This window comes from Pontibacillus salipaludis, assembly GCF_014642405.1.
Taxonomy (GTDB): Bacteria; Bacillota; Bacilli; order Bacillales; family BH030062; genus Pontibacillus; species Pontibacillus salipaludis.
In genome coordinates this window covers 65,437-88,746 of sequence record NZ_BMIN01000008.1, presented here as the reverse complement: position 1 = coordinate 88,746, position 23,310 = coordinate 65,437, and the positions used below count along the sequence as shown (strand labels likewise).

31 protein-coding genes and 1 riboswitch are annotated in these 23,310 nt (G+C 42.8%); of the genes, 4 read left to right on the top strand and 27 right to left on the bottom strand.

Translation table 11 applies throughout. From position 1 onward, the window contains the following. Positions 1 to 142 precede the first annotated feature (142 nt). The 3 genes from IEW76_RS10465 to IEW76_RS10455 are packed head-to-tail and all read right to left on the bottom strand — an operon-like array spanning position 143 to position 2,008. Entirely contained in the window at positions 143 to 508 is a 366-nt protein-coding gene (locus IEW76_RS10465; RefSeq protein ID WP_188653564.1) for a GntR family transcriptional regulator, read from the bottom strand. Next, entirely contained in the window at positions 508 to 1,161 is a 654-nt protein-coding gene (locus tag IEW76_RS10460; RefSeq protein ID WP_188653562.1) for an ABC-2 transporter permease, read from the bottom strand. The genes IEW76_RS10465 and IEW76_RS10460 overlap by 1 nt, the downstream gene beginning before the upstream one ends. Continuing rightward, a complete protein-coding gene (locus tag IEW76_RS10455) occupies positions 1,154 to 2,008 on the bottom strand; it encodes an ABC transporter ATP-binding protein (RefSeq protein WP_188653560.1) in 855 nt (284 codons plus the stop codon). Before IEW76_RS10455 ends, IEW76_RS10460 begins: the two co-directional genes overlap by 8 nt. 374 nt (positions 2,009 to 2,382) lie before the next feature. Here IEW76_RS10455 and IEW76_RS10450 point away from each other — a divergent pair, with 374 nt between their 5' ends. Further along, entirely contained in the window at positions 2,383 to 2,856 is a 474-nt protein-coding gene (locus IEW76_RS10450; protein WP_188653558.1) for a DUF4830 domain-containing protein, read from the top strand. Positions 2,857 to 3,127: 271 nt separating this feature from the next. On the opposite strand, the gene IEW76_RS10445 is transcribed toward IEW76_RS10450, so the two are convergent. Both IEW76_RS10445 and IEW76_RS10440 read right to left on the bottom strand, forming a co-directional pair. Next, entirely contained in the window at positions 3,128 to 3,436 is a 309-nt protein-coding gene (locus IEW76_RS10445) for a putative quinol monooxygenase (RefSeq protein ID WP_188653556.1), read from the bottom strand. Positions 3,437 to 3,601: 165 nt separating this feature from the next. Continuing rightward, positions 3,602 to 3,760 carry a hypothetical protein gene (locus IEW76_RS10440; RefSeq protein ID WP_188653554.1) on the bottom strand — a complete coding sequence of 53 codons (159 nt, stop codon included), beginning with the start codon at positions 3,758 to 3,760 and terminating at the stop codon, positions 3,602 to 3,604. A gap of 225 nt (positions 3,761 to 3,985) precedes the next feature. Here IEW76_RS10440 and IEW76_RS10435 point away from each other — a divergent pair, with 225 nt between their 5' ends. Then, positions 3,986 to 5,227 (top strand): dicarboxylate/amino acid:cation symporter, encoded by a 1,242-nt coding sequence (locus tag IEW76_RS10435; protein WP_229721199.1) that lies wholly within the window; start codon positions 3,986 to 3,988, stop codon positions 5,225 to 5,227. 352 nt (positions 5,228 to 5,579) lie between these two features. Here the strand turns inward: IEW76_RS10435 and IEW76_RS10430 are convergent, their stop codons facing one another. The 6 genes from IEW76_RS10430 to IEW76_RS20840 form a co-directional block, all read right to left on the bottom strand. Continuing rightward, positions 5,580 to 5,822, bottom strand: a complete 243-nt coding sequence (locus tag IEW76_RS10430; protein ID WP_188653552.1) for a hypothetical protein — start codon at positions 5,820 to 5,822, stop codon at positions 5,580 to 5,582. A 188-nt stretch (positions 5,823 to 6,010) separates the two neighbouring features. Further along, entirely contained in the window at positions 6,011 to 7,297 is a 1,287-nt protein-coding gene (gene lysA / locus IEW76_RS10425; protein WP_188653550.1) for a diaminopimelate decarboxylase, read from the bottom strand. Positions 7,298 to 7,397: 100 nt separating this feature from the next. After that, a riboswitch (Lysine riboswitch) is annotated at positions 7,398 to 7,573 on the bottom strand. Positions 7,574 to 7,845: 272 nt separating this feature from the next. Then, positions 7,846 to 8,295, bottom strand: coding sequence for a YkvA family protein (locus IEW76_RS10420; protein ID WP_188653547.1), 450 nt, complete (start codon positions 8,293 to 8,295; stop codon positions 7,846 to 7,848). 563 nt (positions 8,296 to 8,858) lie between these two features. Continuing rightward, entirely contained in the window at positions 8,859 to 9,074 is a 216-nt protein-coding gene (locus IEW76_RS10415) for a hypothetical protein (RefSeq protein ID WP_188653545.1), read from the bottom strand. Positions 9,075 to 9,143: 69 nt separating this feature from the next. Next, positions 9,144 to 9,206 carry a hypothetical protein gene (locus IEW76_RS21085; RefSeq protein ID WP_373285976.1) on the bottom strand — a complete coding sequence of 21 codons (63 nt, stop codon included), beginning with the start codon at positions 9,204 to 9,206 and terminating at the stop codon, positions 9,144 to 9,146. Continuing rightward, complete coding sequence (locus tag IEW76_RS20840; RefSeq protein ID WP_229721198.1) at positions 9,182 to 9,328, bottom strand: hypothetical protein; 147 nt, start codon at positions 9,326 to 9,328, stop codon at positions 9,182 to 9,184. Before IEW76_RS20840 ends, IEW76_RS21085 begins: the two co-directional genes overlap by 25 nt. A gap of 148 nt (positions 9,329 to 9,476) precedes the next feature. Here IEW76_RS20840 and IEW76_RS10405 point away from each other — a divergent pair, with 148 nt between their 5' ends. Next, a complete protein-coding gene (locus IEW76_RS10405; protein WP_188653542.1) occupies positions 9,477 to 10,034 on the top strand; it encodes a DJ-1/PfpI family protein in 558 nt (185 codons plus the stop codon). A 40-nt stretch (positions 10,035 to 10,074) separates the two neighbouring features. Here the strand turns inward: IEW76_RS10405 and rbsB are convergent, their stop codons facing one another. Genes rbsB through IEW76_RS10375 form a run of 6 tightly spaced genes read right to left on the bottom strand, consistent with a single transcriptional unit; the run spans position 10,075 to position 15,730 of the window. After that, on the bottom strand, positions 10,075 to 11,007 hold the full coding sequence (gene rbsB, locus IEW76_RS10400) for a ribose ABC transporter substrate-binding protein RbsB (RefSeq protein WP_188653540.1): 933 nt from the start codon (positions 11,005 to 11,007) through the stop codon (positions 10,075 to 10,077). Positions 11,008 to 11,017: 10 nt separating this feature from the next. Next, a complete protein-coding gene (rbsC, locus tag IEW76_RS10395) occupies positions 11,018 to 11,974 on the bottom strand; it encodes a ribose ABC transporter permease RbsC (protein ID WP_052115123.1) in 957 nt (318 codons plus the stop codon). Continuing rightward, positions 11,967 to 13,457, bottom strand: a complete 1,491-nt coding sequence (locus IEW76_RS10390) for a sugar ABC transporter ATP-binding protein (protein WP_188653538.1) — start codon at positions 13,455 to 13,457, stop codon at positions 11,967 to 11,969. The genes rbsC and IEW76_RS10390 overlap by 8 nt, the downstream gene beginning before the upstream one ends. Positions 13,458 to 13,473: 16 nt before the next feature. After that, on the bottom strand, positions 13,474 to 13,860 hold the full coding sequence (gene rbsD / locus IEW76_RS10385; RefSeq protein ID WP_188653536.1) for a D-ribose pyranase: 387 nt from the start codon (positions 13,858 to 13,860) through the stop codon (positions 13,474 to 13,476). Continuing rightward, a complete protein-coding gene (gene rbsK, locus IEW76_RS10380) occupies positions 13,857 to 14,747 on the bottom strand; it encodes a ribokinase (RefSeq protein WP_188653534.1) in 891 nt (296 codons plus the stop codon). Before rbsK ends, rbsD begins: the two co-directional genes overlap by 4 nt. A gap of 5 nt (positions 14,748 to 14,752) precedes the next feature. Next, positions 14,753 to 15,730, bottom strand: coding sequence for a LacI family DNA-binding transcriptional regulator (locus tag IEW76_RS10375; RefSeq protein ID WP_188653532.1), 978 nt, complete (start codon positions 15,728 to 15,730; stop codon positions 14,753 to 14,755). 192 nt (positions 15,731 to 15,922) lie between these two features. Between IEW76_RS10375 and IEW76_RS10370 the strand changes: the two genes are divergently transcribed. Continuing rightward, on the top strand, positions 15,923 to 16,108 hold the full coding sequence (locus IEW76_RS10370) for a hypothetical protein (protein ID WP_188653530.1): 186 nt from the start codon (positions 15,923 to 15,925) through the stop codon (positions 16,106 to 16,108). Positions 16,109 to 16,189: 81 nt separating this feature from the next. Here the strand turns inward: IEW76_RS10370 and IEW76_RS10365 are convergent, their stop codons facing one another. From IEW76_RS10365 to IEW76_RS10320, 10 genes are all read right to left on the bottom strand, one after another. After that, positions 16,190 to 16,390 (bottom strand): hypothetical protein, encoded by a 201-nt coding sequence (locus tag IEW76_RS10365; RefSeq protein WP_188653528.1) that lies wholly within the window; start codon positions 16,388 to 16,390, stop codon positions 16,190 to 16,192. Between the two features lie 68 nt (positions 16,391 to 16,458). Next, positions 16,459 to 16,641 (bottom strand): hypothetical protein, encoded by a 183-nt coding sequence (locus tag IEW76_RS10360; RefSeq protein WP_188653527.1) that lies wholly within the window; start codon positions 16,639 to 16,641, stop codon positions 16,459 to 16,461. Positions 16,642 to 16,734: 93 nt separating this feature from the next. After that, positions 16,735 to 17,079 (bottom strand): hypothetical protein, encoded by a 345-nt coding sequence (locus tag IEW76_RS10355; RefSeq protein ID WP_188653525.1) that lies wholly within the window; start codon positions 17,077 to 17,079, stop codon positions 16,735 to 16,737. 303 nt (positions 17,080 to 17,382) lie between these two features. Further along, positions 17,383 to 17,808, bottom strand: coding sequence for an arsenate reductase (thioredoxin) (gene arsC / locus IEW76_RS10350; RefSeq protein WP_188653523.1), 426 nt, complete (start codon positions 17,806 to 17,808; stop codon positions 17,383 to 17,385). 14 nt (positions 17,809 to 17,822) lie between these two features. Next, the gene (locus IEW76_RS10345) at positions 17,823 to 17,972 is read right to left on the bottom strand and encodes a hypothetical protein (RefSeq protein ID WP_188653521.1); all 150 of its coding nucleotides are present in this window, start codon (positions 17,970 to 17,972) and stop codon (positions 17,823 to 17,825) included. Positions 17,973 to 18,000: 28 nt separating this feature from the next. Continuing rightward, positions 18,001 to 19,293: an arsenic transporter gene (locus IEW76_RS10340; protein ID WP_188653519.1), complete on the bottom strand. Its 1,293-nt coding sequence runs from the start codon at positions 19,291 to 19,293 to the stop codon at positions 18,001 to 18,003. A gap of 15 nt (positions 19,294 to 19,308) precedes the next feature. After that, complete coding sequence (locus IEW76_RS10335) at positions 19,309 to 19,653, bottom strand: ArsR/SmtB family transcription factor (RefSeq protein ID WP_188653517.1); 345 nt, start codon at positions 19,651 to 19,653, stop codon at positions 19,309 to 19,311. 442 nt (positions 19,654 to 20,095) lie between these two features. Then, positions 20,096 to 21,601, bottom strand: coding sequence for a glycoside hydrolase family 32 protein (locus tag IEW76_RS10330; protein WP_229721197.1), 1,506 nt, complete (start codon positions 21,599 to 21,601; stop codon positions 20,096 to 20,098). A 25-nt stretch (positions 21,602 to 21,626) separates the two neighbouring features. Then, positions 21,627 to 22,232, bottom strand: a complete 606-nt coding sequence (locus tag IEW76_RS10325) for a YesL family protein (RefSeq protein ID WP_188653512.1) — start codon at positions 22,230 to 22,232, stop codon at positions 21,627 to 21,629. 32 nt (positions 22,233 to 22,264) lie between these two features. Further along, on the bottom strand, positions 22,265 to 23,293 hold the full coding sequence (locus IEW76_RS10320) for a LacI family DNA-binding transcriptional regulator (RefSeq protein ID WP_229721196.1): 1,029 nt from the start codon (positions 23,291 to 23,293) through the stop codon (positions 22,265 to 22,267). Positions 23,294 to 23,310 lie beyond the last annotated feature (17 nt).

The window sequence follows — 23,310 nt, the reverse complement described above, 5'->3', positions numbered from 1 at the left end:
GCTTCGTGAGGTTAATATTTGAGGGGTGATCCGTTACCTTTCCAACACTTTTTCATGCAAAAACGTCAGAGATCATGTGATCTCTGACGTTTCTTTGTGTTTTTTCTACAAAAGATAAGGAACAAAGCTCCCTTACTCCTCTTTAATAAATCTTCTTCAAAAGTTCGATAACCTCTTCTAAAGTCAGTCCAAAGGATTTGTAATACGAAATATCAACAGCCATTTGCTTTTCGATCATTTCGTTACGCTTTTGAAGGATTTCTTCAGATGAGAGTTCGGCTACAAAGCAACCCTTACCCGTTACAGTGTAGATCAACCCGCATCGTTCAAGCTCTTCCCAAGCTTTCTTGATCGTTATAATGCTGACACGTAGTTCCTTCGCGGCTTGTCGGATTGATGGTAAGCTATAGCCTTTTTCAATCTCACCTTTAAGAATTTGAGCACTGATTTGGTCAAAAAGCTGTTGGTAGATCGGTTTTTCAGAGGTATTAGATATGGCAACATTCATTAGATATCCACTTTCATAAATCGTTTAATGGCTATATGATAAGCAATAATCGTAAATACTGCAAATATAACAATCCCTGTGAGCAGGATCGGTACGTGAATGGCTAAATTGTCCGCACCACTACCTTTAAAAAGGTCGAAAATCGTAGAATTTTTGATCCCTAACCATTCAGCACCTCCTGCAAATAACATAGCAGCTGTAATGGCCACTATGGTTGGTGCGCCAAATTTGTAGGCTGTTTTGAAATACATCGAGATAAATATTAAGTTAAAGATCGCTAGCATGATAAAGCCAAGTCCCCAAAACCCTACGGTTGGCCCAAAGAAGAAGTTTGTGAAATCGGGATATAATTGAGTATTAATGAAGCCAAAAATCACGGCAGTTACAATGTGCAACAATTCTAGTATTACAATGACAGCAACTTTCGCTTTTACAATATCCTTTTTCGTGACAGGCATCATTAAAGAGAACTGTAAATCATTCTGAGATTTATAAGCCCCACACATATTTGGTACCGTTATCCAGCAAAAATAGAGGAGTACAATGAAGTATAGCCACCCTGGAATTAACATTAACGCTCCTGTTAGAAAAGGTAATATATAAAAGAAAGGACTTACTCCTAGCTTTAATTCCTTCAAAAGTAAGTTATACATACAGACCCTCCCTTTTTGAAAAATAGATCATGATTTCTTCAAGATTAGGACGCGCTGAGTTAATCTCTAACGTTGGATCGAAATCTTCCTCATGGATCAATCCTGTAAAGCCAAACGAATTTTCCTTATAAGAAATTAAATCGTCTTTCACTTTTTCAAGTTGACTTTCACTCCCATTCAACAATCGATATGTGTTAATGAATTCTTCTTTCTCAGCACTATTAATGATTTCTCCGTTATGGATATAAGTAATATAATCCGCACATTTTTCTAAATCAGAAGTAATGTGAGTTGAGAAAAGAATACTGATTTCACCATCTTCCACAAGCTCTTGAAATAGATCCAACAAATTGTCTCTTGCTACAGGATCAAGTCCACTGGTTGGTTCATCAAGGATCAGTAGCTTTGAACCATGCGATAAAGCAAGGGCCAAATTGTACTTCACTTTCATTCCTTCTGACAATTGGGCGATTTTTTTATTCTCATCCAAGTCAAATCTTTTAAGATAGTTGTTATAGGTATCCTCATCCCAATGCTTATAAAACTTCTTAACCACATTCGTCACGTTTTTGATTTTGCTTCTTGTATAATAATTGACTCCACCGAAGGCATACCCGATGACTTGCTTCATTTCGAGTTCGTGCTCAATGAAATTCTTCCCCAACGTACTAATATCCCCACTATCAAAATGAGTCAGATTCAAAATTGATTTTATTGTTGTTGTCTTCCCAGCACCATTCGCGCCGATAAACCCCATAATGTATCCTTTCTTTAGTTGAAAAGAAACATCTTTTAACTGGAATTGCTCATATTTCTTATTCAGATTTTTGACATCCAAAGCCATCATAGGAAAGCTCCCTCCCACAACCGTGTATACTGTATATACACACTATACTCTCGAAGTGAGATGAATGTCAATTACATTTTGGAATTTATTTCACAATCGATGAAAAAGGGCAGAGAAGCGCGGGGACGGTTCTGGTGCTTCCTGAGGTAAAGGGATCTATTATTCTTTCAATGATGTTTCATGCAAAAACGTCAGGGAGGGATATGCGGGACAAGGGACCTGTCCCCTTACCCCACATGTCCCCTTACCCCACAAATGTTACGTATTAAGAAGGGATTTTGGATAGGATTGTTAAAGTTGTTAGGGTACGGACAATTCGAATTCGTTCAAAGAGATTGTAGTTTTTAACCCTGTTGTGTGAAGGAGGTTATTCCTTGCGATACTTCATTGTACCTGCATTTCTGTTCATCACTTTGTCTATACTCATATGGATTAATCTGGAGTCTAATCCTACAAACGAAGAATCAAGTTATGGAGAGTGTAACAAGAAGAGTGAGACCATCTCTAAACATCATCAAGATTACTTGCTACAATACGGGTGGCATATTCAATCAAAATGTACCTCAAGAACACAAGTGATCCATTACTACCCAGAACGTATAGAAATGTTGCAAAATGCGGGCTTAGATATAGAGGCGTATAACAAAGAGGAGCAAGTTGCTACAATAACCACCTATACTCTAGAGGAAAAGCAGCCCAATGGTGACCAGCTATCAGCCACTCTTTATGAAATCAATGAGGAATTAGTAGGCGGCTATGGTGTATTAGAAAACTGGGACCCGGGAATTTTTTCTTTAGAAGATAAAGATAGACTGATAGAACAGGAGAAAATACGGAGTGAGCGATGAAGCTCCGGACGGTTTTGGCGCTTCCTCAGGTTAGTATACGGGTATCTGTTACCTTTTCAATACTTTTGTATGCAAAAACGTCAGAGATCAAGTGTTTCTCTGACGTTTTTTGTGTTTTATTTTATAAAAGGTCATAGATTCATGCGATCTCTTACCTTATGCTCCGGTAATCCATTGAAAGTGTCATAGATCGAGCGTCTCTCTTACCTTTTTACTGAGATGTGAAGTGAAAACGTCACAGAGGGACAATGGACCTGTCCCCTTATCCCTACTATGAAATCCCCTTCCCACCTTCTGTCGTCAGGGTATTAACTCTCTCCATTCCAGTTATAAGTGGTTTTGCGCGACTAATTAACGTTTGTGTAGTTTCAAGAGTTAGAGAAGCTTGATGAGCCTCTTCGCTACTCCATACTTCATAAACATAAACAGAATTTGGTTCACTTTCAGAAATATTTACGAGATACACTTCACATTCCTCAAGATCCTCCAATGATTCTGCTGCTTCTAACAAAATACTGACCATTGTGTCACGCTTACCTTCTTGTACGATAAACTTACCAAACAAACTGAATTTGCTCATTAGTGTCCTCCTTCATTTTACGACCAGTTACATGTTTCTACAACTTTATTCCATTAACCTTTTAGTTCTATAAAGAAAACGAATGAAAAGTTTCCCTGTTTAACTCTCCACACTAGATTGCCCCTTCTATCCCTGCGGCGCCTTCACCGCTGATCGCTGATAATACTACGATTTCTTCAACCCTATCCAAATATTCATTACACCGATTGGGATGCTGCCGATCTCGCTAATCCAGGCTAGTGCTAATGAATTTGTCGTGTAAATATGGATAAGCGTTAGGATTAACAGAATAATACCTGTGACTAATGTTCGTTTCTTCTTCAATTCCCACTCCCCCGCCTTGCATGTTAATAAATAGAATATCAATATAAGTAAACATTTGGAATTCGGAATCTTGCATTTACCCTCTAGTAAAATATTCCTCCACCCGTTTCGCTTTCTGTACTCTTCTTTATTAAAGTAGATAGCTATCTCTTCTGTACAATCCATGATAAAATTCGTAAGGACATCTTACTTCGTATTTATTATAAAGAAAAAGGAGGAAATTCGTTGAAATCACTCTTCAACAAATACATAGAAACATCTTTCGTTCTTAAAATGTTTATTGGTTTTCTTGCAGGTACACTGCTTGCCTTAGCGATTGGCGAACAGGCAACGGTTGTTAAGCCCCTAGGAGATCTATTAATCAACCTATTAAAACTCATCGCCATCCCGGTCATCTTCTTAACGGTTGTCTTGGCAGTGGATCAGATGAACTTACCTACACTTGGTCGCATGGGCGGGAAACTCATCCTTTACTACATCGCCACGACAGCAGCAGCGGTGTTTATTGGACTTGGACTGGCTTTCTTAGTCGACCCAGGTAAGAATCTAGAGCTTCCAAACGCTAACGTCGAGAAACCGGATACGCCTTCATTTGGTGATGTGTTGATGAACATTATTCCTGATAACATCGTCGCACCATTTGTGAATGGTGATCTCATGTCGATTCTTTTCTTATCTGTCATTATCGGTATCGCGATCTCGACGATGAAATTCTCTAGTGAAGAGAAGATGAAAGGCTACGGGGAGTTGTTAGATCGGTTCTTCCAGGCGCTGAATGAACTCTTCTATAAACTTTTAAATGGCGTTCTCTTATACGCTCCAATTGGGATCTTCGGAATTAGCGCTTCTTCGTTTGGCGGCCAAGGTTGGGAAACGCTTCAGTCCTTACTTAGCTTTACGGCTGTCTTTTATGCAGGGGTTGCTGTTCTTTGGGCACTTGTTTACACAACATTCCTGAAGCTATCAGGTCATCCGTTGAAGCCGTTCTTCTCGGCAACGAAGGACGCTTATACGACAGCGTTCTTCACTTCAAGCAGTGTCGCTACTTTACCAGTTGCGATTGATACGGCGAAGAAAGCTGGTATATCAGAGCGCGTCGCTCACTTCACCCTGCCGCTCGGTGCGGTGTTTAACTCCGATGGCGGCGCTTTGCGTATGGGTGTGTCGATCGTGTTCGCAGCGAACATCACAGACTTATCCTTGTCTGTCGGCGACTTCTTTACAATCGTTGTGATTGGTACGCTTCTATCTGTCGGGACAGCTGGTGTTCCAGCAGCTGGACTTGTGACACTCTCTGCTGTCTTAACCATGTTCAACTTACCACTCGAGATTGTTGCACTAATTGCAGGTGTTGACGTTCTGATTGGTATGGCCGGTACAGCTTCGAACGTATTCGGAGATATTGTTGGAGCTGCAGTTGTGGATAAAGCGGAAGATCGGAAAGGTAAGACGAAGAAAACAGCTTGATTTTTATAGATATTTGTATAAGAGCAAGAAATATCTAGTGAAAATCTAACCTAATCACACAGATCTGTTACCTTTTTAATACTGTTTCATGCAAAAACGTCAGAGAAGAAGCGTTTCTCTGACGTTTTGTGTGGAATTTTTCTATAAAAGGTAAGAGATAGGCCCGACCTCTTACCTTTTGCCTCTATAATTCAATCAAAATGTCACAGATCGAGCTTCTCTCTTACCTTTTCAATGTGATATGGAGCGAAAACGTCACAGAGGGCGGGGTAAGGAAGCTGTTCCCTTCCCCTATTAAGCCAGAAAAAGCGGCCTCGTCTAGTAAACCTGACGAGGCCGCTTTTCTATAGGGTTACATGGTCTCTCGCACTACATCGACAATGACGCTCGTTATAAGAACGAGGGTGGTAACAATATATAAACCCCCGCGCAGTTTCTTCCTATCTCTTAACTCTTCAAGGCCAAAAAAGAAATACATCAATGCCACTAGGGGAAAAATAACCTCAATCGGCCAATCTCCAGAGTTAATAAAGAGCTCATAAATGCATAACACGAGCACCAGGCCTGGCAATACCATATTCACTTTTCGTACCATAGATTGACCTCCCCCATATTCGTCAACAACAGCATAATCGATTCATGAAGAACCTTTAAGGAGTGTTCTTCAGTAAACCCTTATGTATGTGCTGCTAAAAACCCAACTTCAGATCACGAAAAATCCAGATGATGGTAATTACAGCTTAACATAACGATATTCACTTGAGAACACAAAGGGGCTTACATCTACTGATCCTTCCTCACCAAATCCTCATACGTCTCTCGCTCAATCACAACACGCGATTCCCCGTCTTGTGCAAACACGACAGCCGGACGCGGAATACGATTATAGTTACTTGCCATCGAATACCCGTAAGCTCCTGTACTTAACACAGCGAGAATATCCCCGTAATTTGTAGGGGGTAACATCAGATCCCAGATCAGCATATCACCTGATTCACAGCACTTCCCGGCTACGCTCACGAGTTCTGTTGCCTCTTCATCAGGACGATTGGCTAACATTGCCTGGTATCTCGCTTGATAAAGGGCTGGGCGAATGTTATCGGTCATTCCTCCATCAACCGTGATATACGTACGGAGATCTGGAATGATTTTCTTAGAGCCGACTTTATATAAGGTTGTACCCGCTTCTGCTACCATACTTCTACCTGGTTCAATCCACACTTCAGGGAAGGGCAGTTCATGATCGGTATAGTGCTTTTTCACACTTGCTGAAATGGCTTGAACGTATTCAGAGATAGCCAGTGGCTGATCGTCTTCTGTGTACCGAACGCCAAATCCGCCACCGACGTTTAGAACCGGTAATTCTAGACCGTATTTCTTATTCATCTGATACACAAATCCAGTTAAGATCTGAATGGCCTGGTCAAATCCATCTGTCTCAAACATTTGCGAACCGATATGAGAATGGATGCCTAACAGGTTATACTGTGGTTTACGAGTCGCAATTTGGACCGCTGTTTCCGCTTGCCCGTTTGATAAACCAAATCCGAACTTCGAATCTTCTTGCCCGGTCATAATGTATTCATGCGTATGAGCTTCCACCCCTGGCGTCACTCGTAGCAAAATGTTCACTTCTTGATTGCGTTGATTCGCAAGGTCATGTAACATCTCAAGCTCAAGGAAATTATCAACGACAAAGCAGCCGATGTGTGCATCAAGCGCCATCGCTAATTCCTCTTCTGATTTGTTGTTGCCGTGAAAGTGAATACGACTTGCCGGGAATCCTGCTTGGAGTGCTGTGTATAATTCTCCACCTGACACGACATCAAGGGAAAGCTTCTCCTGTTTAGCCAAGCGCGCCATCTCTTTACACAAGAACGCTTTACTCGCATAAGCGACTTGGAAATCAAGACCACTCGACTTAAACGCGCCGCGAAATGCGCGGGCATGCTGACGGATCATCCCTTCGTCATAAACCATAAGAGGCGTTCCATATTCTTCAACAAGCTTCTCCGTACTCACACCACCAATTTCCATATCTGTTTGTACGTTCGCTTCTACTGTTTGCATCTATAAATCTCCTTTTGTCTCCTCTGCAACACAAAAAAACCGTATGAAGCGATGTTCATACGGTTCTTCTAGAAATAGACCTTGAAGATATGTACAACATCTCTTCAATAGTGCTCCACAACCTTAGCATTGCGACAGTCTGGCATTTGTTCAATACCAGCCCAACAAAGAATAGAATGGCTACTCTTTATCTCGGCGATCTGCCTTTCCCTCCCCATCGCTGGACCCATTGTCCTCCGGAGAGCTACTCATCATACTCGCGCCTCTATTGTCAGAGAGAGTTATTATTATTTTTATATTAGTTAGAAACTATATCATTATGTTTTAACAAATGTCAATAACACGACCAATGGGAAAAGTCCCCTACTTTAAGAAATACTCGGTCGCTGCAATAAACAGAACGACCACTACCGCCGTCATCCACACATACCAGTCCGGGACGTATGCCCATTCAAACATCATTCCCACGCCCTTCCCGAATTTCAATCTACTTCCATCATACCGAAAAAGACTTTCCTAAGTAACCCTACTCAGAAAAGTCTTGGTGATTATCCTTCAGCCGGGCGGTCCGATTCCTTAGGATCCTCGAGCTCATCCACATCAATCGAATCCCCGAACAGCTTCTTCACACGTTCCTTTGCTTGAGCGCGAACGTCGTCATTGATATGAGACAACACCTGGTATACTGCGTAAATAATTACGGCACTGTCATCAGCAAAACCAACGGCCGGGATTAAATCGGGGATGGCATCTACGGGCAGGATTAAGTATCCAAGCGCACCGGCGATCGTTAGTTTTGCTTTCTTTGGTGTATCAGGATTTTTGAATGCGTAGAAAAGGAGCAAGCTGTAGTATACGCCTTTCTTTCCTAGACGGCCGCTATAGGCGCGTACTTTTTCTCCGAATTCTTTTTCAGAGAAATAAGCTTGTCCTCGTTCTATTGCACGGGCTGGGTTTAAATTTTTTAGTCGTTGTTGATAGGTCTTCTTTTCCTCCATGGTCCCTCTCCTTTAATCGAATGATCTTGATTTCTGTTTTCCCTGAATAGGGTGGATTTATTCCTGATCATTTAGCAAGGAGGAAGCGAAAATGGGAATATACTTCCGCTAGCTTAGGTTGAGTGTAAGGTGGTTCGGGAAATCACTCGCTTTCCGCGACCCCACACGACGTGGGGTCGTTCGACGTTGTCACACGATGTGACGATCTTATTCGAACTTCAGCTTTCTTTTACTAGGCTCCTCCTGCCGCAGGAGTCTCGCAATTTTCCGAACCACCTTTGCCATATGTAGAGGAACGGAAGTATACTGTACAAGGAAGCGAGGTTGGAAAATAACCCCCACTAATCGCGCTGTGCGCCATTTTACAAAATGGCAATTAAGATATGCTTATCAATCCATAATACGACTCATGTAATAGAGGAGGAAAAAACATCCAGTACTTATACAGCTTTCGTGGAAGCTATCGCCCCCGTAAAAAAGGCGTATTCACCTCCTAAGCGAATACGCCTCCTAGTAGAGAGTACAAAGCTAACATACTATGTACGTAATTACTTGATCGTTCTTCACACTACGTTTGTTCGATAATATATCCGGTCAAATAGATAGCAACAAATCGCAGCAATGACTATAGGCAGAATGGAACCACCTACTGTGATCCCTGAAGATGTTTCTTCAGAGTAAGAAAGCATAAGGAGCTTGATTCTGAATGAATAACCAATGAACACGAGAAGGCCACTAATGCCAACCATCATCGCTCCCTGTAGGAACACTCTTTTCAATTGCCTACACCTCCTAGAGAAGCTATTTTACTTATTGTACCAAAAGATCCTTGATTCATGGATCGAATTTCAATGTTCCCGAACGAAAAAACTTGGATAATCGACCACTATTCCATCTTCATCAACTGTAATGATTCTTTCAAAATCCCTGCATTTATAGTGAAACCTTCGGTCCCTAGAATGGTGTAATACTGTTTCACTTTCTCAAGTTGAAATCTCATAATGGTAACAAACACCATTTCCACCTCAATCACATCTTCTACCTACTATACTATTAGGACTCGTTCCATACAGCAGAAAAGGTTCCCTTCCTTATTTTTCTAAATGTTTCAACAATCGCTTTGCTTTATGTTAGAATTTTCAATATATTGTATAAACGATCCAGTAGAAAGGATGGATTCATTGAAAGCATTATTCTTATTATACGAAGGCTATGTGGATTGGGAGGTTAGTCCCTTATCCTACATCCTAAGCGTTACAGATTGTGAGATTGAGACGACGGCTCTTCAGTCAGAAGTGACGCACAGCGGTCAATTTACGGTGAAGGTCACGAAAACGATCGACGAATGCGCGGCCGGGGAGTACGATCTATTAATCCTTCCAGGGGGAGATCCTGAGCCACTCTTAGAGGAAAGTAAAATCACTACCCTTATTCGGGAATTTGATGAAAAGAATAAGTGGATCGCCGCGATTTGCGGGGCGTCTACACTCTTAGGGGCAAGCTCTGTATTACGAGAGCGGGAATATTCTACTTCGATTGAAATAGAAGAGTTCCCTTCGTGCTTTAATCCGTCTTATAAAAGCAAGGCTGATGTGACGGTGTGTGAGAACCTAATTACAGCTGAAGGAAATGCGTATATCGAATTTGCGGTTGCGGTTGGTAAGGAGCTTGATCTGTTTGAAGATCGGGAGGATGAACTAGAGACTGTCTTGTTCTTTAAAAATCAGTTGAGAAGTTAACAATAAACCCGGGTGCCTGACACCCGGGTTCTTCAAAACCTTATTCTTCTACATTCTCTTCCGTCACAAGCTTAAGCGGCACTGGAATTGTGTCTTCTACTTCGTTCCCTTGAAGAACATCATCCCCCGCCTGGACAGCTAGTTTACCAATCTCAATCGGCTGTTGGGCTACGGTTGCGGAGAGGTTTCCGCTTTTGATACTGCTCATGGCATCGTCGTTGCCGTCAAATCCTACAACGAGAATATCGCGGCCTGAGCTTTGGATGGCTTGGTAGGCGCCAAGGGCCATTTCGTCATTGTGGGCGAAGACGGCTTCAATGTCAGGGTTCCCCTGAAGCATATTCTCCATCGTCGTTAATCCTTCAGTACGGTCAAAGTTTGCTGTTTGTTTGGCGACAACGTCTAGCTGTTCATCGGCGATGTTGTGGAATCCTGCTCCGCGTTCGCGGGTTGCAGATGCGCCTGGTACGCCTTCTAGTTCAGCGACTTTGGCCCCTTCACCAACTTGTTCAACGATATACTCTCCAGCGATTTCGCCACCTTTTTCATTATCCGAGCTAACTAACGTTGCGACTTCTCCTTTTTCAGCGGAGCGATCAAGTGTAACAACTGGAATGCCAAGACTATTAGCAAATTGAACGGCTGTTGAGATGGCTGCTGAGTCTGTTGGGTTGATGAGTAGAACATCAACACCTTGTTGGATTAAATCTTCTACATCATTTACCTGTTTCGCTGCGTCATTTTGCGCGTCCACGACAACAACTTCCATTCCTTGTGCTTCAGCTTCCTGCTCGACTCCTTCTTTCATTGATACGAAGAAAGGATTATTTAATGTTGAAACGGATAGTCCGACTTTCACGTCCCCTTCTCCGCTGCCTGAGCTTGGCTTCGCCCATTCTGGCGGTTGCAGGGAACAGGCGCTTAGGAAAATAAGGACGAGGCTCATCATAGTTATAAGACGTAATTTTCTCATGTTTATCCCCCTATGCTGCTTTCTTTCGGTCAATTAATACGGCGATGATAATAACGACACCCTTCACAACCATCTGGAAGAAGGAAGAAACCCCAAGTAGGTTCAAGCCATTATTCAGTGTACCGATAATAAGTGCACCAATCAGTGTTCCTATAATTAATCCACGACCACCTGATAGGCTCGTACCACCTAGTACAACAGCGGCAATCGCGTCTAACTCGTACGCTTCACCGGCTGTTGGCTGAGCCGAATCAAGACGGGATACTAGAATCGCACCTGCAAGGGCAGATAATAAGCCTGCAAGCGAATAAACCATAACCTTAACGCGAGACACATTAATACCTGAAATAAGAGCTGCTTTCTCATTGCCACCAATCGCATATGTCTTACGACCGAATGGCGTTTTGTGTAAAATCACCCAAAGAACGGCGAAAGCAAGAAACATCGTAATTGCTGGTACCGGAATACCTAAGAAATACCCACGTCCGAATAGCTGGAATGCGTAGCTATCGCCAAGTCCTGTTATCGGATTTCCGTCTGTATATACGAGCGTCAATCCTCGGAACATCGTCATTGTTGCAAGTGTTGCGATAAACGGTGCCATTTTCCCTTTTGTAATAAGAAGACCGTTTACGGCTCCCATCACAGCACCTAGTAGACACCCAATAATAATCGCTAGGATCGGATCAAGACCCGATACCATCATGCCGGCCATTAAAGCACTCGATAACGCGAGTACAGAACCAACAGATAAATCAATTCCACCTGTTAAAATAACGAATGTCATTCCATAAGCGATCAACGCATTAATCGCGACTTGTCTTAATAGATTTAATAAGTTCAACGGTTCTAAGAAACTAGAATTAAAAATCGATACAACTACGATAAGAGCGAGCAGCCCGACAAACGGACCTAATTTTTGTGTGATATTTCCTACCTGTTTTGCCCCTTTGATTGCACTATCCATTGACTTGACCCCCTGTTGCTAATGTCATAATTTTCTCCTGGTCGGCTTCCTCTCGGTTGAGCTCCCCAGCAATGGTCCCCTCATGTACAACGAGAACCCGGTCGCTCATCCCTAGAACTTCTGGTAGTTCAGAAGATACCATAATGATTGCGACGCCGCGGTCTGTTAGTTCATTCATTAACTGATAGATCTCTCTCTTCGCCCCAACGTCTACACCGCGCGTTGGTTCATCTAGAATTAACACTTTCGGTCCAATCCCAATCCATTTGGCGATGACGACCTTTTGCTGATTTCCGCCTGATAAATTCTTGGCTTCTGTTTTAGAAGATTCCGTTTTAACCGTTAGGCGTTTGATAAGCAGATCAACGAATTCTTGTTCTTCTTTTTCCTGAATCAAACTATTCTTTGTAAAGCTCCTTAAGCTTGGTAAAGCAATGTTGTCTTTAATCGGGAAATCCAGGACAAGTCCTTCTCCTTTACGGTCTTCTGTGATAAACCCTAGACCAAGCTTTACGGCCTGACTCGGATTCTTCACGTCTACTTTCTGACCGTTTACAAAAATCTCGCCATCATACTTCCCGTCTAAGCCGAATAGGGTTCGCATAATTTCTGTGCGTCCAGCTCCCATCAATCCGGCTACCCCGACAATTTCACCAGCGCGAGCGTTGAAATTCACATCCTGAAAGACCCCTTTTCGGCCAAGCCCTTTCACTTCAAGTACCGCCTCACCAGAATCTGGCGTTCTTTCTGGGAACCGGTCTGTCAGCTCTCTACCGACCATCTTCCTAACCACATCATCAAAGCTCGTCTCTGGAATCGGTGTTGTATCAACGGTGTGTCCATCGCGCATCACGGTAATCCGGTCGCAAATCGTAAAGATCTCTTCCATACGGTGCGAAATGTAAACAATCGATACGCCTGATGCTTTCAACGAGCGAATCACATCAAATAGCTTCTCGATCTCCCGGTCTGTAAGAGCAGCCGATGGCTCGTCCATAATGATCACTTTCGCATCGGTCATGAGTGCCTTGGCAATTTCGATCATCTGCTGTTCCCCGACCGAGCACTCTCCGGCTTCTTTATGAAGAGGAATCGAAACGGCTAACTTCTCAAATTGCTCGTTCGCAATCGCTTTCATTTTTTTCGTTTGAATAAGACCGAACTTCGTAACAGGCTCTTTGTTAATAAACAGGTTCTCTAATACCGTTAAGTCCGGCCACACATTGAGCTCCTGGTGGATAAACGCAATCCCAAACTGCTCGGCTTCTTTTGGATTAGCAAATGTCTTCTCTTCTCCGTCGATCGTGAAGGTCCCTTCGTCTTTCTGATGAAGGCCTGTGAGAATCTTCATTAACGTCGACTTCCCCGCTCCATTCTCTCCCATTAGAGCGTGAACCTCTCCATCTTTAATTTCCATATCCACACCTTCGAGCACCTGATTGGTCCCGAAGGCTTTGTGGATGTTCTCCATAGAGATCTTCATGTTTCATCCCCCTTTGTTAGAACGTGACGCCAGCGTGTAGAATACAGTTTGCATAAGGTGTAACTTCTCCTGTGCGGATAACGGCTTTTGCGTTCTTCAATTGTTGTTTCAATGATTCGTGTGAGATGTACTCCACATCATCGAACGATTCCCTAAACCCATCATGCACTTCTTCATTCTGTTCCATTTCGTTCGCAACCGTCGTTTTCTCGACAACCATTTCTTCATTTAACAATGCCACTACATCTAAGAAACGTGGCACGCCTTGCTGTAAGGATAGATCGATCTTCGTGACCCCGTCTGGTATCGGGAGACCGGCATCGGCGACTACGATTGTATCGGTGTGCCCAAGATCAGCGAATATTTTTGCGATATGGCTGTTTACTATGCCGTGGCGCTTCATTTGTTCAACTCCCCTTCTACCTCAGCTCGTGTTGGCATTCCGCCCTGAGCTCCAAATCCAGTGACAGATAAGGCCGCTGCTTGGTTTGCGAAACGCAAGGATTCAAATAGTAATTTCCCTTCGGCGATCGCTGTGGCAAATGCTGCGTTAAAGGTATCTCCAGCTCCTGTTGTATCAACAGCTTCTACTGGGAAGGACGGGACAAGCACTTCTTCTTGGTTATTAAAGAATCGAACGCCCGCTTTTCCTTCTGTAATAAATAACTTATTTGGGAAACGCTTCAGAATAGCTGAAAGGGTTTCTCCCTCAAATAACTGTGCGGCTTCGTGTTCATTTGGTGTAAGATAACTCACTTGTTCAATGACCTCTTCAGGGATCTCTCTCGCGGGTGCCGGATTTAATAAAAGTGGAACATTTAACTCCTTGCACAACCTCGCTGTCTCGATCACTGTTTCTTCTGGGATCTCTTGTTGAATGAGAACCAGATCACACTCAGCTAGTCGAGCTCGAGCTTGATTCACATAGTCTGGCGTGACGTGATCATTAGCCCCTTTTACAACGACAATGCTATTATCCCCTTCAGCTAATATAATGTGGGCTGTTCCACTTCTCACATGTGTAACCGGTTCCACATGGTCGGTATGAACTCCTTCGCGTTTCAGGTTCTCCAAAATTTCCGTCCCATATGGATCATCTCCTACACGTCCAATCATGTAGACGTCAGCTCCAAGTCTAGCTGCCGCAACAGCTTGATTGGCTCCTTTACCTCCAGGAACGGTTTCAAAAGACTCTCCTAAAACCGTCTCCCCTGCTAATGGACGTCTGTTCGAGGTAACCACTAAATCCATCGACGAACTGCCTATAACTGCAATCTTTGGTTTATTCATAACCTTCATTCCTTTCTAGTCGTATCTCGTTCTATAAATTCTACAGGCATCTCGATTGTCGTTTCGACCCCTGGTTCTTTTTTAATCGTTTGTAAAAGTAGCTCCGCTGCCGCCTGACCCATTTCGTAAGCTGGCTGTCGGATCGTTGAAAGCGGCGGATAGGATAGGCTGCTTTGCGGGATATCATCGTACCCGATAATTTGCAGATCTTCTGGAATTCTCTTACCAAGCCTTAGCGCTTCATGAATAATGGCGATCCCTACAATATCGTTACTTGCGATGACGCCGTCTGTGTTCGGGTATTTCTGAAACAGTTCCTCAGCCCACCCTTTGGCATCTTCGAAAGAATAAGACGTGGTCGCAAGCACGGAAAAATCAATATCCGTTTCACTCAACACATCAACCGCTCCCTTAAAGCGATCCTGTGCTGGTTTCACGTGGGCTGGCCCTTTCATCAACGTAATTCTTTTGGCTCCCTTTTCAATCAACGTACGCGCCGCAAGTCTACCACCTTCCCGTCCGTCGCTGTAGACAGAAGGATACTGATCTGTCGTACGGTCTAGTAGGACAAGTGGAATTTGTAAGGCGTCATAAATATTTTGATCGACATGGTTTGTCGCTGAAATCATGCCAACGACGTTATTCTGGACGAACGTCTGAATATAATCAAGTTCTTTCTCTAACTCCTCATCACTATTTCCGAGTAACAGCCGATACCCTGACTGATTCACGGTATCTTCTATGCCCCTGGCAAGTTGAGGAAAGAATGGGTTTGTTATGTCTGGTAGCAATAGTCCAATCAGTTTCGATTCCCGTTTATACAGGGAGCGAGCTACTTCGTTTGGACTATAGTTTAATGTATTCATGGCCTTCTGGACTTTCTTTTTTGTTTCCTCTCCTACATAGCCATTTTCATTTAGCACTCGTGAGACGGTGGCTACTGATACACCTGCTTCACGGGCAACGTCTTTTATGGTAATCATCTTTTCACTCCCTGCTATGTGTAACCGGTTACACATAAAGTAACATATATTTGTAATCGTTTTCAATAAAAACTTGATAATTAATTTTTTGATTACTTATGGAGTGATTTAGAAACAGCATACGTTTTATGGTAATTTTTGTATTCTCTGTGGTAACATAAATATGAGAGATTGTTGTATAGGAGGTTCTCTATGGGAAAAGGGGTACGTTATATCTTTGGAATGATTGGCTGTATCTTGTTATTTGCGCTTGGACTTTTTCAACTGGTATTTGTTTCTGAGGGTAGCTACTCTGAATGGTTTGCGTGGTTTTGTGTAATTGGTGCTCCCATATCTGCGATGGGAATGTACAGGAATTTCAAAAACGCTAGCGTCTGATGCTTGGGTAATAGAATGCCCAAGCATTTTTATTGGAAACAGTCCGATATGGGCTTAAGTCGATGATGATTTGAGGAGTTTCTACTTGCTATTTAACTTATCTGTGATATCCCATAACAAACCAACTATAACACCTAATAATATCGATATACCATAGTACTCAGTCATGCTAGAATCTGCCATCAAACTTAACCCAACGTTTACTACAAATCCTGCCATCCCTCCTGCAAATACGGATAAGACTGTAAGCTTTTCTTGTCTGCCGTTTTCAACTTTAGTCACTTTTTCAACCCTCCTCGTTACATCTTTTGCAATGAAATCGATGATCTCAATCGCACGTGTTTATGAAACTATAACAACAAGTCTTGGAAAAGGGTAAAGGTTATAACGAATGTAGTTAAAGTCCCAGCAGATAGTAATGTGATCATTTTCCACCAGTTTATTTCTTTTGAAGGTTTTATAGCCTCTCTAGATACCGTAACCCATATAGACATAGATACTAGTACTAAGATAAAACTAACTTCCTGAGACACATTTCACACCTCCATCATTTATACAGCTTAACTTATCAAAGTAAACAACCCATTACTAAAGAAAGAGTTGTTCTCAACAATCGCACCCGTTAGTTAAGTATTGCTGTTCTTAAATTTATTGTTATCGTGGTAAATTTGTATCCACTTCTTCCGTTTCAAAAGTGAGATTGTAATCAAAAGACCTTCGCCTGCTACTAATAAACTTATGCCTAAAACCAAACCTCCAAATAGTAAAAATTCATTTATACCACCAGCAAAGAAAAACCAACCGATTATGGCACACAGACCTAACAAAAAGTTGATCGTCCCTGCAATGAAGACTGCTTGTTGAAAAAATCCCGTTCTTTTAATCATTGTCGAGCCATATGTAAAACTTATAAAAGTCGCCCCAATCATAAAAACAATATAAATAGCCATCGCAATATCGACCTGATTCATATAGCTCAGTCCTTTATTTTTTTCAACTTATAAATCATACGTATTAAAGATCATGCTCCGATCGTATAAGTACATGCTTCCACTAACCCTACATTAATTTTAACATAAAATAACAATTACCCACTTGTTTTATACATCAGGATTGCAAAAAACACCCCAGAAATTAGCAAATTAAAAAGCAGCTCCTGACGTTATGTTAATAAGGTTTCAAAATCATATAAGTACTAGTATCCAATAGTCTTTGACACAAAAAAGAGACCAAATCTATGTGATTTGGTCTCTTTATTTTGTTTCTTCCTACTCTTATTCCCCTGTCTCAGCAAAAAGCTTGATACGATCGCCAATTTCATCACGAACACGTTGGAAGAATGCCCATTTCTCTTCTTCTGTTCCTTCTGCTTTGGCTGGGTCGTCAAAGCCCCAGTGTTCGCGGCGAACGTGTGGTGGTGTCATTGGGCATTTGTCGTTGGCGTCACCACAAAGAGTTACGACAAATTCAGCGTTATTTAGGATTTCCGGGTCAATGATGTCTGATGTTTGATCTGTGATATCCATGTCGACTTCTTTCATCGCTTTTACGGCATTTGGGTTCAGACCGTGTGCTTCAATACCAGCACTTTTCACGTCCCACGTGTCTCCAAGGTAGTGTTTACCCCACGCTTCAGCCATTTGGCTACGGCAAGAGTTTCCTGTGCATAAGAAGTATAGAACGGGTTTTTGGTTCGTCATGTTGATTGCTCCTTTTATTTGTCATTGTTTTTAATGATTATTTTAAGAAGAGACTTGATCTCCTCTTGTTCTTTTTGTTGTTGTTTCAGCATCGTTCCAATATGGTGTACTTTAAAAGTTAGATAGATGAATAATGCAAATGAAACAAGTATAACGAATGGCATTCTTTTCTCCTATCCAAAGCTAATGGACTTACATCAATAACAACGTGAGATAAAGCCCCACTAGCGTAATAAATAGCGTCGGCACCGTAAGGATAATCCCAATCTTGAAGTAGTACCCCCACGAGATCTTCACACCTTTTTGCGACAGAACGTGTAACCATAAAAGCGTCGCAAGAGATCCAATTGGTGTAATCTTCGGACCTAAGTCACTTCCGATGACGTTGGCGTAAATAAGTCCTTCTTTCATAATCCCTGTCGCGTTTGAATCGGCGATGGCAATCGCATCAATCATGACAGTTGGCATGTTATTCATAACAGATGAAAGAATGGCAGCAATGAAGCCCATTGCTACTGTCCCGACGAATAACCCTTGATCAGCAGCTGCTTCAATGACACTCGCTAACACATCGGTTAATCCAACGTTACGAAGACCGTACACCACGACGTACATTCCGATTGAGAAGAACACAATCGCCCACGGTGCCCCTTTTACAACTTTAGCTGTCTCAACGACCGAACTTCTACGTGCCATTAGTAAGAAGAAAATCGCTACAATTCCAGCAATGATCGATACCGGAACGCTCAAGAACTCACTGGCGAAGTAGCCGACAAGTAAGACACCAAGCACCCACCAGGACAGGCGGAACATGGTGTGGTCTTGAATCGCCTCTTTTGGTTCACGCAACTGAGTAGCATCGTATTTACGCGGAATATCTTTTCGGAAGTACAAGAAGAGCACAATAATACTGGCTACTAATGAGAAGATATTCGGAATAATCATGCGCGAAGCATATTCGATAAATCCGATATCGAAAAAGTCCGCTGACACAATATTTACAAGGTTACTTACTACAAGCGGAAGTGAAGTCGTATCGGCGATAAATCCACTTGCCATAATGAAAGGAAAGATCTTTCTTTCCTCAAAATTAAGTGCCCGCACCATCGCAAGCACAATCGGTGTTAAGATGAGCGCTGCACCATCATTGGCGAAAAGCGCGGCTACTCCTGCTCCGAGCACCGATATCAAAACAAACATTTTCAATCCATTACCGTCTGACAGGCGAGCCATATGAAGAGCGGCCCATTCGAAAAATCCAATTTCATCTAAAATTAATGAAATAATAATAATGGCAATAAACGCTAAGGTCGCATTCCACACAATGCCTGTCACGGTTGCAACGTCACCAAAATCCACAACGCCTGCTACTAATGCCACAATCGCGCCCGCGCATGCGGTCCAGCCGATGCCAAGGTTCTTCGGCTGCCAGATGACAAAGACAAGCGTAATGAGGAATATGGCGACAGCAATTCCTACATCCATTCTCGTTAACTCCTCCTACTCACACACAATACGTTTACCAGATTGCTCAAGAGCGATGATCTTCTCTTTCTGATCCGGCATGTGTTCTAGAATACGTGAGATTAAATCAAAAGCAGCATGATCCTCATTCAAGGCATAAAACATCCAGTGTCCCTTCCGCTTCTCCTTCACAATTCCTGCATCACGCAGTTTCCTCAAATGCTGGCTAATGGAAGGCTGAGACATGTCTAAGATCTCGACAAGCTCACACACACAGCACTCCGTATCCTTAATGAGCCCAACAATCGTAAGTCGAGTCTGGTCTCCTAACAATTTCAATACTTTAGACGTTTCCTCTACTGATAAAAGCGTTTGATTCAAGTCCCTCACCTCCTGACACCGTTTGATATGTAATTCATTTAGCCAAGACCATTATATAAGCATACGTTTATATAAGTCAATGCTTATATATGAATACAAAAATCCTTTTCTATCCTTTTTTAATCAACCTATTCAATCTTGCCGCCCTTTTTAAGCATAAAAGTGTAGAATGATCTGTGACCTTTTGGAAGGTATGCTTGTACAAAAGGTCACAGATCGAAGGGCTCTTTTCCCTTTTACGAGCACTTATCTGTCAAAAGGTCAGAGATACAGGGCTTCTCTGACCTTTCACCCCTCTCAACCTGTGAAAACGTCACTGATAAAGCCTCTCTCTTACCTTTTAACCATATAATCAGTCGAAAAGGTCACAGATCACCCGTCCTGCTCGAAGCTGTCCGCACAAAAAAACACCCTGGCCACTATATGACCAGGGTGCTTCTCCTTATTCAGCCGCTCGGTTCCACACCGATCTAAGCGGCGAAACCTTCGCTTTATGCACATATACCGTTCCATCTGTCGACAGCTCAAGCCCCTGACTCTCTTCACTAGGAAAGACAAGGTTCGTCAACACAACCTCCCCGTCCCCGCCAAAGACCTCAACGGAAGACCAATCCACAAAAATACGGAGCTTCAGGCGCCCTTTTGGAGCTTGTAACGTAATCGATTGCGTCATAGCAAAAGATTTATGAAAAGAAGCATCTCCTGAGCGTCGTCGATCAAATAAAAGCGTACTGTTTTTACCATCATACTCTAACACAGTCTCTTCTTGCTCAGATTTCAAAAGCCCCAAGCGAACGTTGTTGGCCCTCGAAACATCAAGGTCAAGCTCAAGATCAACCGCATTCCCTTTAAGCCCTTTGAACAAATTCCCACCTGACTTTAACTCAACATCTTCAAACAAATAACCGTCTTCCTGAATGGATTCAATATCAGGCACCGGTGTTTGAATTAACCGAACGCCAGACTCCGTCGTTTGCAAAGAGAGTTCTCTAGGCAATGTCATCGCACTTCGCCAAACAGAAGTCGGTGTATCAATCGCATAGCGCCAGTTGCTCATCCATCCCATAAATACACGTCTTCCAGAAGCCATCGGCAGGTCAGACCATGTCACTCCAGCGTAGTTATCCCAGCCTCGATCTACCCACAACACCTTATCATGAGCGTTGTCATTCACAAATGTTTTCCCGTCGAATTCTCCAACAAAGTACTGGGTTTTCGAGCCTTCCTCTAGTCCAGGTTCATCCCCAAGGCTTACGAGCATGACCCATTTCTTCACATCCGTCGAGTGATCTACAGGAAGCTGAAACAGATCTGGGCATTCCCACACCCCTTGATGAGACCCTTCTCCTTCACCAAACTCACTCGCAAACTCCCAGTCTTTTAAATTAAGAGAGGTGTAGAGGCTGACCGTTTGACCAGATGCGATGACCATCACCCAGCGCCCTGTGTCTTCGTGCCAGAACACTTTCGGATCACGGAAATCTATGATACGCGGCTCAGAGAGAACGGGATTCCCTTCATAAAGCTTCCACGTTCGTCCATTGTCTTTACTATAGGCAAGACTTTGACGCTGACGCGGTTTATCTGTACCAGGGTATTCATCTGCATGAGTGAAAATAGCCACAAGCCCGCTTTCACCCCCAAAGAATCCTGATGTATCATGCCAATCAACGACTGCACTTCCCGAGAAGATCATCCCGTTCTCATCTGGTCTAAGCGCAATCGGCAGGTGCTCCCAGTGGACAAGATCTTCACTGACAGCGTGGCCCCAGTGCATGGGACCCCATACGTTACTATTCGGATGATACTGATAGAATAAGTGATACTCGCCGTTGTAATACACCATCCCATTCGGATCATTCATCCAGTTTTCTTCCGGTGTGAAATGAAACTGTGGCCGGTATTGCTCACGGTAATAGTTTGTTGACGCTTTATGCTCGACTGTCATGGCAAACATCCTTTCTACTCCATCGTTATGATTCATATACGTTCAGCGTGTTAAACGCTTTTAAAAAGATGAAACAAACAAAATAGGCAAAGAAACTCGTTATGAAGAATAAGCCTGCGGGATTCATAAGTAAGAAGTACCCCGTTCCAAGTGTTACGATGCTTAAAAGGATGGTATAAAGCGGGTTCGCAATAAGTAAGAGAAGCGCATTTCGTATTAAGAAATACCAGGTCGTTTGAACATGTGCCATCATCGGAAACAAATACATCGTCAGAAGACCATACAAGAAGGCAACGAAGACCGTTAACACAAATAGGATCGTTTGAACGATGGACGCTGACGGCTCGATCAGCTGAACGTTTCCGTAAAGAGAAAGCCCAATGATCGTCCAGACGATCGAAAGACCAACCCCTTGTCGGAAGTTTTCCTTAAAGAGCTTAAAGAAAGGACGGAAAACGCCGTCTTCTTTATTCTCTAGCTGCCATCCTCTCACGACCCCGAACATTGCCGCAGTAGAAGGGAAGATGGTTATGACCGGAATACAAGCAACCGCCCATATGACGCTTAATAGTAAAAAATCTACGAGCTTCTCAATATACACAAATAGCTTACTTTTATAAATCCCCATCATTCTTTCCTCCCTCTACTTATGGCTTCCATTCCCTAGCACGATTGTCTTTCTTCAAGGCGTGAAGGTAGGCTAATATGCTTTGTCTCCGCCTCACGATCTTCTAATCTGGCAATTAATAATTCAGCTGCTTGTTCCCCGATCTCATTAATTGGCTGCTTAATAACAGTCAAAGGTGGATTCGTAGCTTCCGTCCACTCGTAATTGTCGTACCCAATCATAGCGAGGTCGTCAGGTACCTTGATCTTTCTTTCGTTTAACGTAACGACAGATCCTAATGTTAAGATATTGTTCGCTACCATCACCGCTGTACAGTTTGTTTCCTCTAGCAATTGCGCCATTGCCTTCTTGCCCGCTTCTAAAGAAGGCTCTTCAATCACAACGTGCTCTTCTTTAAAGGGAAGGTCATGTTCTAACAATGCCTCTTTATATCCAGCCATTCTCTCGTTACTTGTTGTTAATCCGAGTGGCCCGGATATATAACCAATTTCTTTGTGCCCTTTTTCAATCAACAAATGAATGGCGTCGTATGTGCCTTTATAGTTATCTACGAGAACACAGTCACAATCGATGCCCATTGGCTCCCTGTCGATAAACACGATCGGCATTTGCTGCTCAAATTCTTTCAAATAACTATGGTCTCCGTATGTCGGTGCCATAATCAGACCATCGATCATTTGGTTTTTGAACATGTTGATCTGCTGCATTTCACTCTCTATATCTTCATTAGAATTGCTTAAGATAAGCTGATACCCAACTTCCTTCAACTTCTTCTCAATGCTATGAGCCACAGCCATAAAGAAAAATCCGGATGTATCCATTTCTTTTGCAGGAATAATTAAACCGATCGTTTTAGAAGCATTGCTCCTAAGACTTCTGGCAATAAAGTTCGGGCTATAATTCAGTTCTTTCATTGCGGTGTATACTTTTTTCTTCGTATTTTCAGCTACATATCGGGTTCCGTTAATGACATGAGATACGGTTGCCGTAGAAACACCTGCTTGCTTTGCCACGTCCTTCATTCTCGATCTCATTCCGTTCCCATCATCTCTTATGGTGCTCATAGCGTATTCTCCTCTAC

Excerpts from the sequence above, each read along its gene's own strand:
- IEW76_RS10465 (WP_188653564.1), bottom strand. The coding sequence starts at position 508 with ATGAATGTTGCCATATCTAATACCTCTGAAAAACCGATCTACCAACAG.
- IEW76_RS10455 (WP_188653560.1), bottom strand. The coding sequence starts at position 2,008 with ATGATGGCTTTGGATGTCAAAAATCTGAATAAGAAATATGAGCAATTC.
- rbsD (WP_188653536.1), bottom strand. The coding sequence starts at position 13,860 with ATGAAGCGCCACGGCATAGTAAACAGCCATATCGCAAAAATATTCGCT.
- rbsC (WP_052115123.1), bottom strand. The coding sequence starts at position 11,974 with ATGGATAGTGCAATCAAAGGGGCAAAACAGGTAGGAAATATCACACAA.
- IEW76_RS10370 (WP_188653530.1), top strand. The coding sequence starts at position 15,923 with ATGGGAAAAGGGGTACGTTATATCTTTGGAATGATTGGCTGTATCTTG.
- IEW76_RS10445 (WP_188653556.1), bottom strand. The coding sequence starts at position 3,436 with ATGAGCAAATTCAGTTTGTTTGGTAAGTTTATCGTACAAGAAGGTAAG.
- lysA (WP_188653550.1), bottom strand. The coding sequence starts at position 7,297 with ATGCAAACAGTAGAAGCGAACGTACAAACAGATATGGAAATTGGTGGT.
- IEW76_RS10390 (WP_188653538.1), bottom strand. The coding sequence starts at position 13,457 with ATGAAGATCTCTATGGAGAACATCCACAAAGCCTTCGGGACCAATCAG.
- rbsK (WP_188653534.1), bottom strand. The coding sequence starts at position 14,747 with ATGAATAAACCAAAGATTGCAGTTATAGGCAGTTCGTCGATGGATTTA.
- IEW76_RS10330 (WP_229721197.1), bottom strand. The coding sequence starts at position 21,601 with ATGACAGTCGAGCATAAAGCGTCAACAAACTATTACCGTGAGCAATAC.
- IEW76_RS10320 (WP_229721196.1), bottom strand. The coding sequence starts at position 23,293 with ATGAGCACCATAAGAGATGATGGGAACGGAATGAGATCGAGAATGAAG.
- IEW76_RS10345 (WP_188653521.1), bottom strand. The coding sequence starts at position 17,972 with ATGCCATTCGTTATACTTGTTTCATTTGCATTATTCATCTATCTAACT.
- rbsB (WP_188653540.1), bottom strand. The coding sequence starts at position 11,007 with ATGAGAAAATTACGTCTTATAACTATGATGAGCCTCGTCCTTATTTTC.
- IEW76_RS10460 (WP_188653562.1), bottom strand. The coding sequence starts at position 1,161 with ATGTATAACTTACTTTTGAAGGAATTAAAGCTAGGAGTAAGTCCTTTC.
- IEW76_RS10340 (WP_188653519.1), bottom strand. The coding sequence starts at position 19,293 with ATGGATGTAGGAATTGCTGTCGCCATATTCCTCATTACGCTTGTCTTT.
- IEW76_RS10355 (WP_188653525.1), bottom strand. The coding sequence starts at position 17,079 with ATGAATCAGGTCGATATTGCGATGGCTATTTATATTGTTTTTATGATT.
- arsC (WP_188653523.1), bottom strand. The coding sequence starts at position 17,808 with ATGACGAACCAAAAACCCGTTCTATACTTCTTATGCACAGGAAACTCT.
- IEW76_RS10325 (WP_188653512.1), bottom strand. The coding sequence starts at position 22,232 with ATGATGGGGATTTATAAAAGTAAGCTATTTGTGTATATTGAGAAGCTC.
- IEW76_RS10430 (WP_188653552.1), bottom strand. The coding sequence starts at position 5,822 with ATGGTACGAAAAGTGAATATGGTATTGCCAGGCCTGGTGCTCGTGTTA.
- IEW76_RS10420 (WP_188653547.1), bottom strand. The coding sequence starts at position 8,295 with ATGGAGGAAAAGAAGACCTATCAACAACGACTAAAAAATTTAAACCCA.
- IEW76_RS10375 (WP_188653532.1), bottom strand. The coding sequence starts at position 15,730 with ATGATTACCATAAAAGACGTTGCCCGTGAAGCAGGTGTATCAGTAGCC.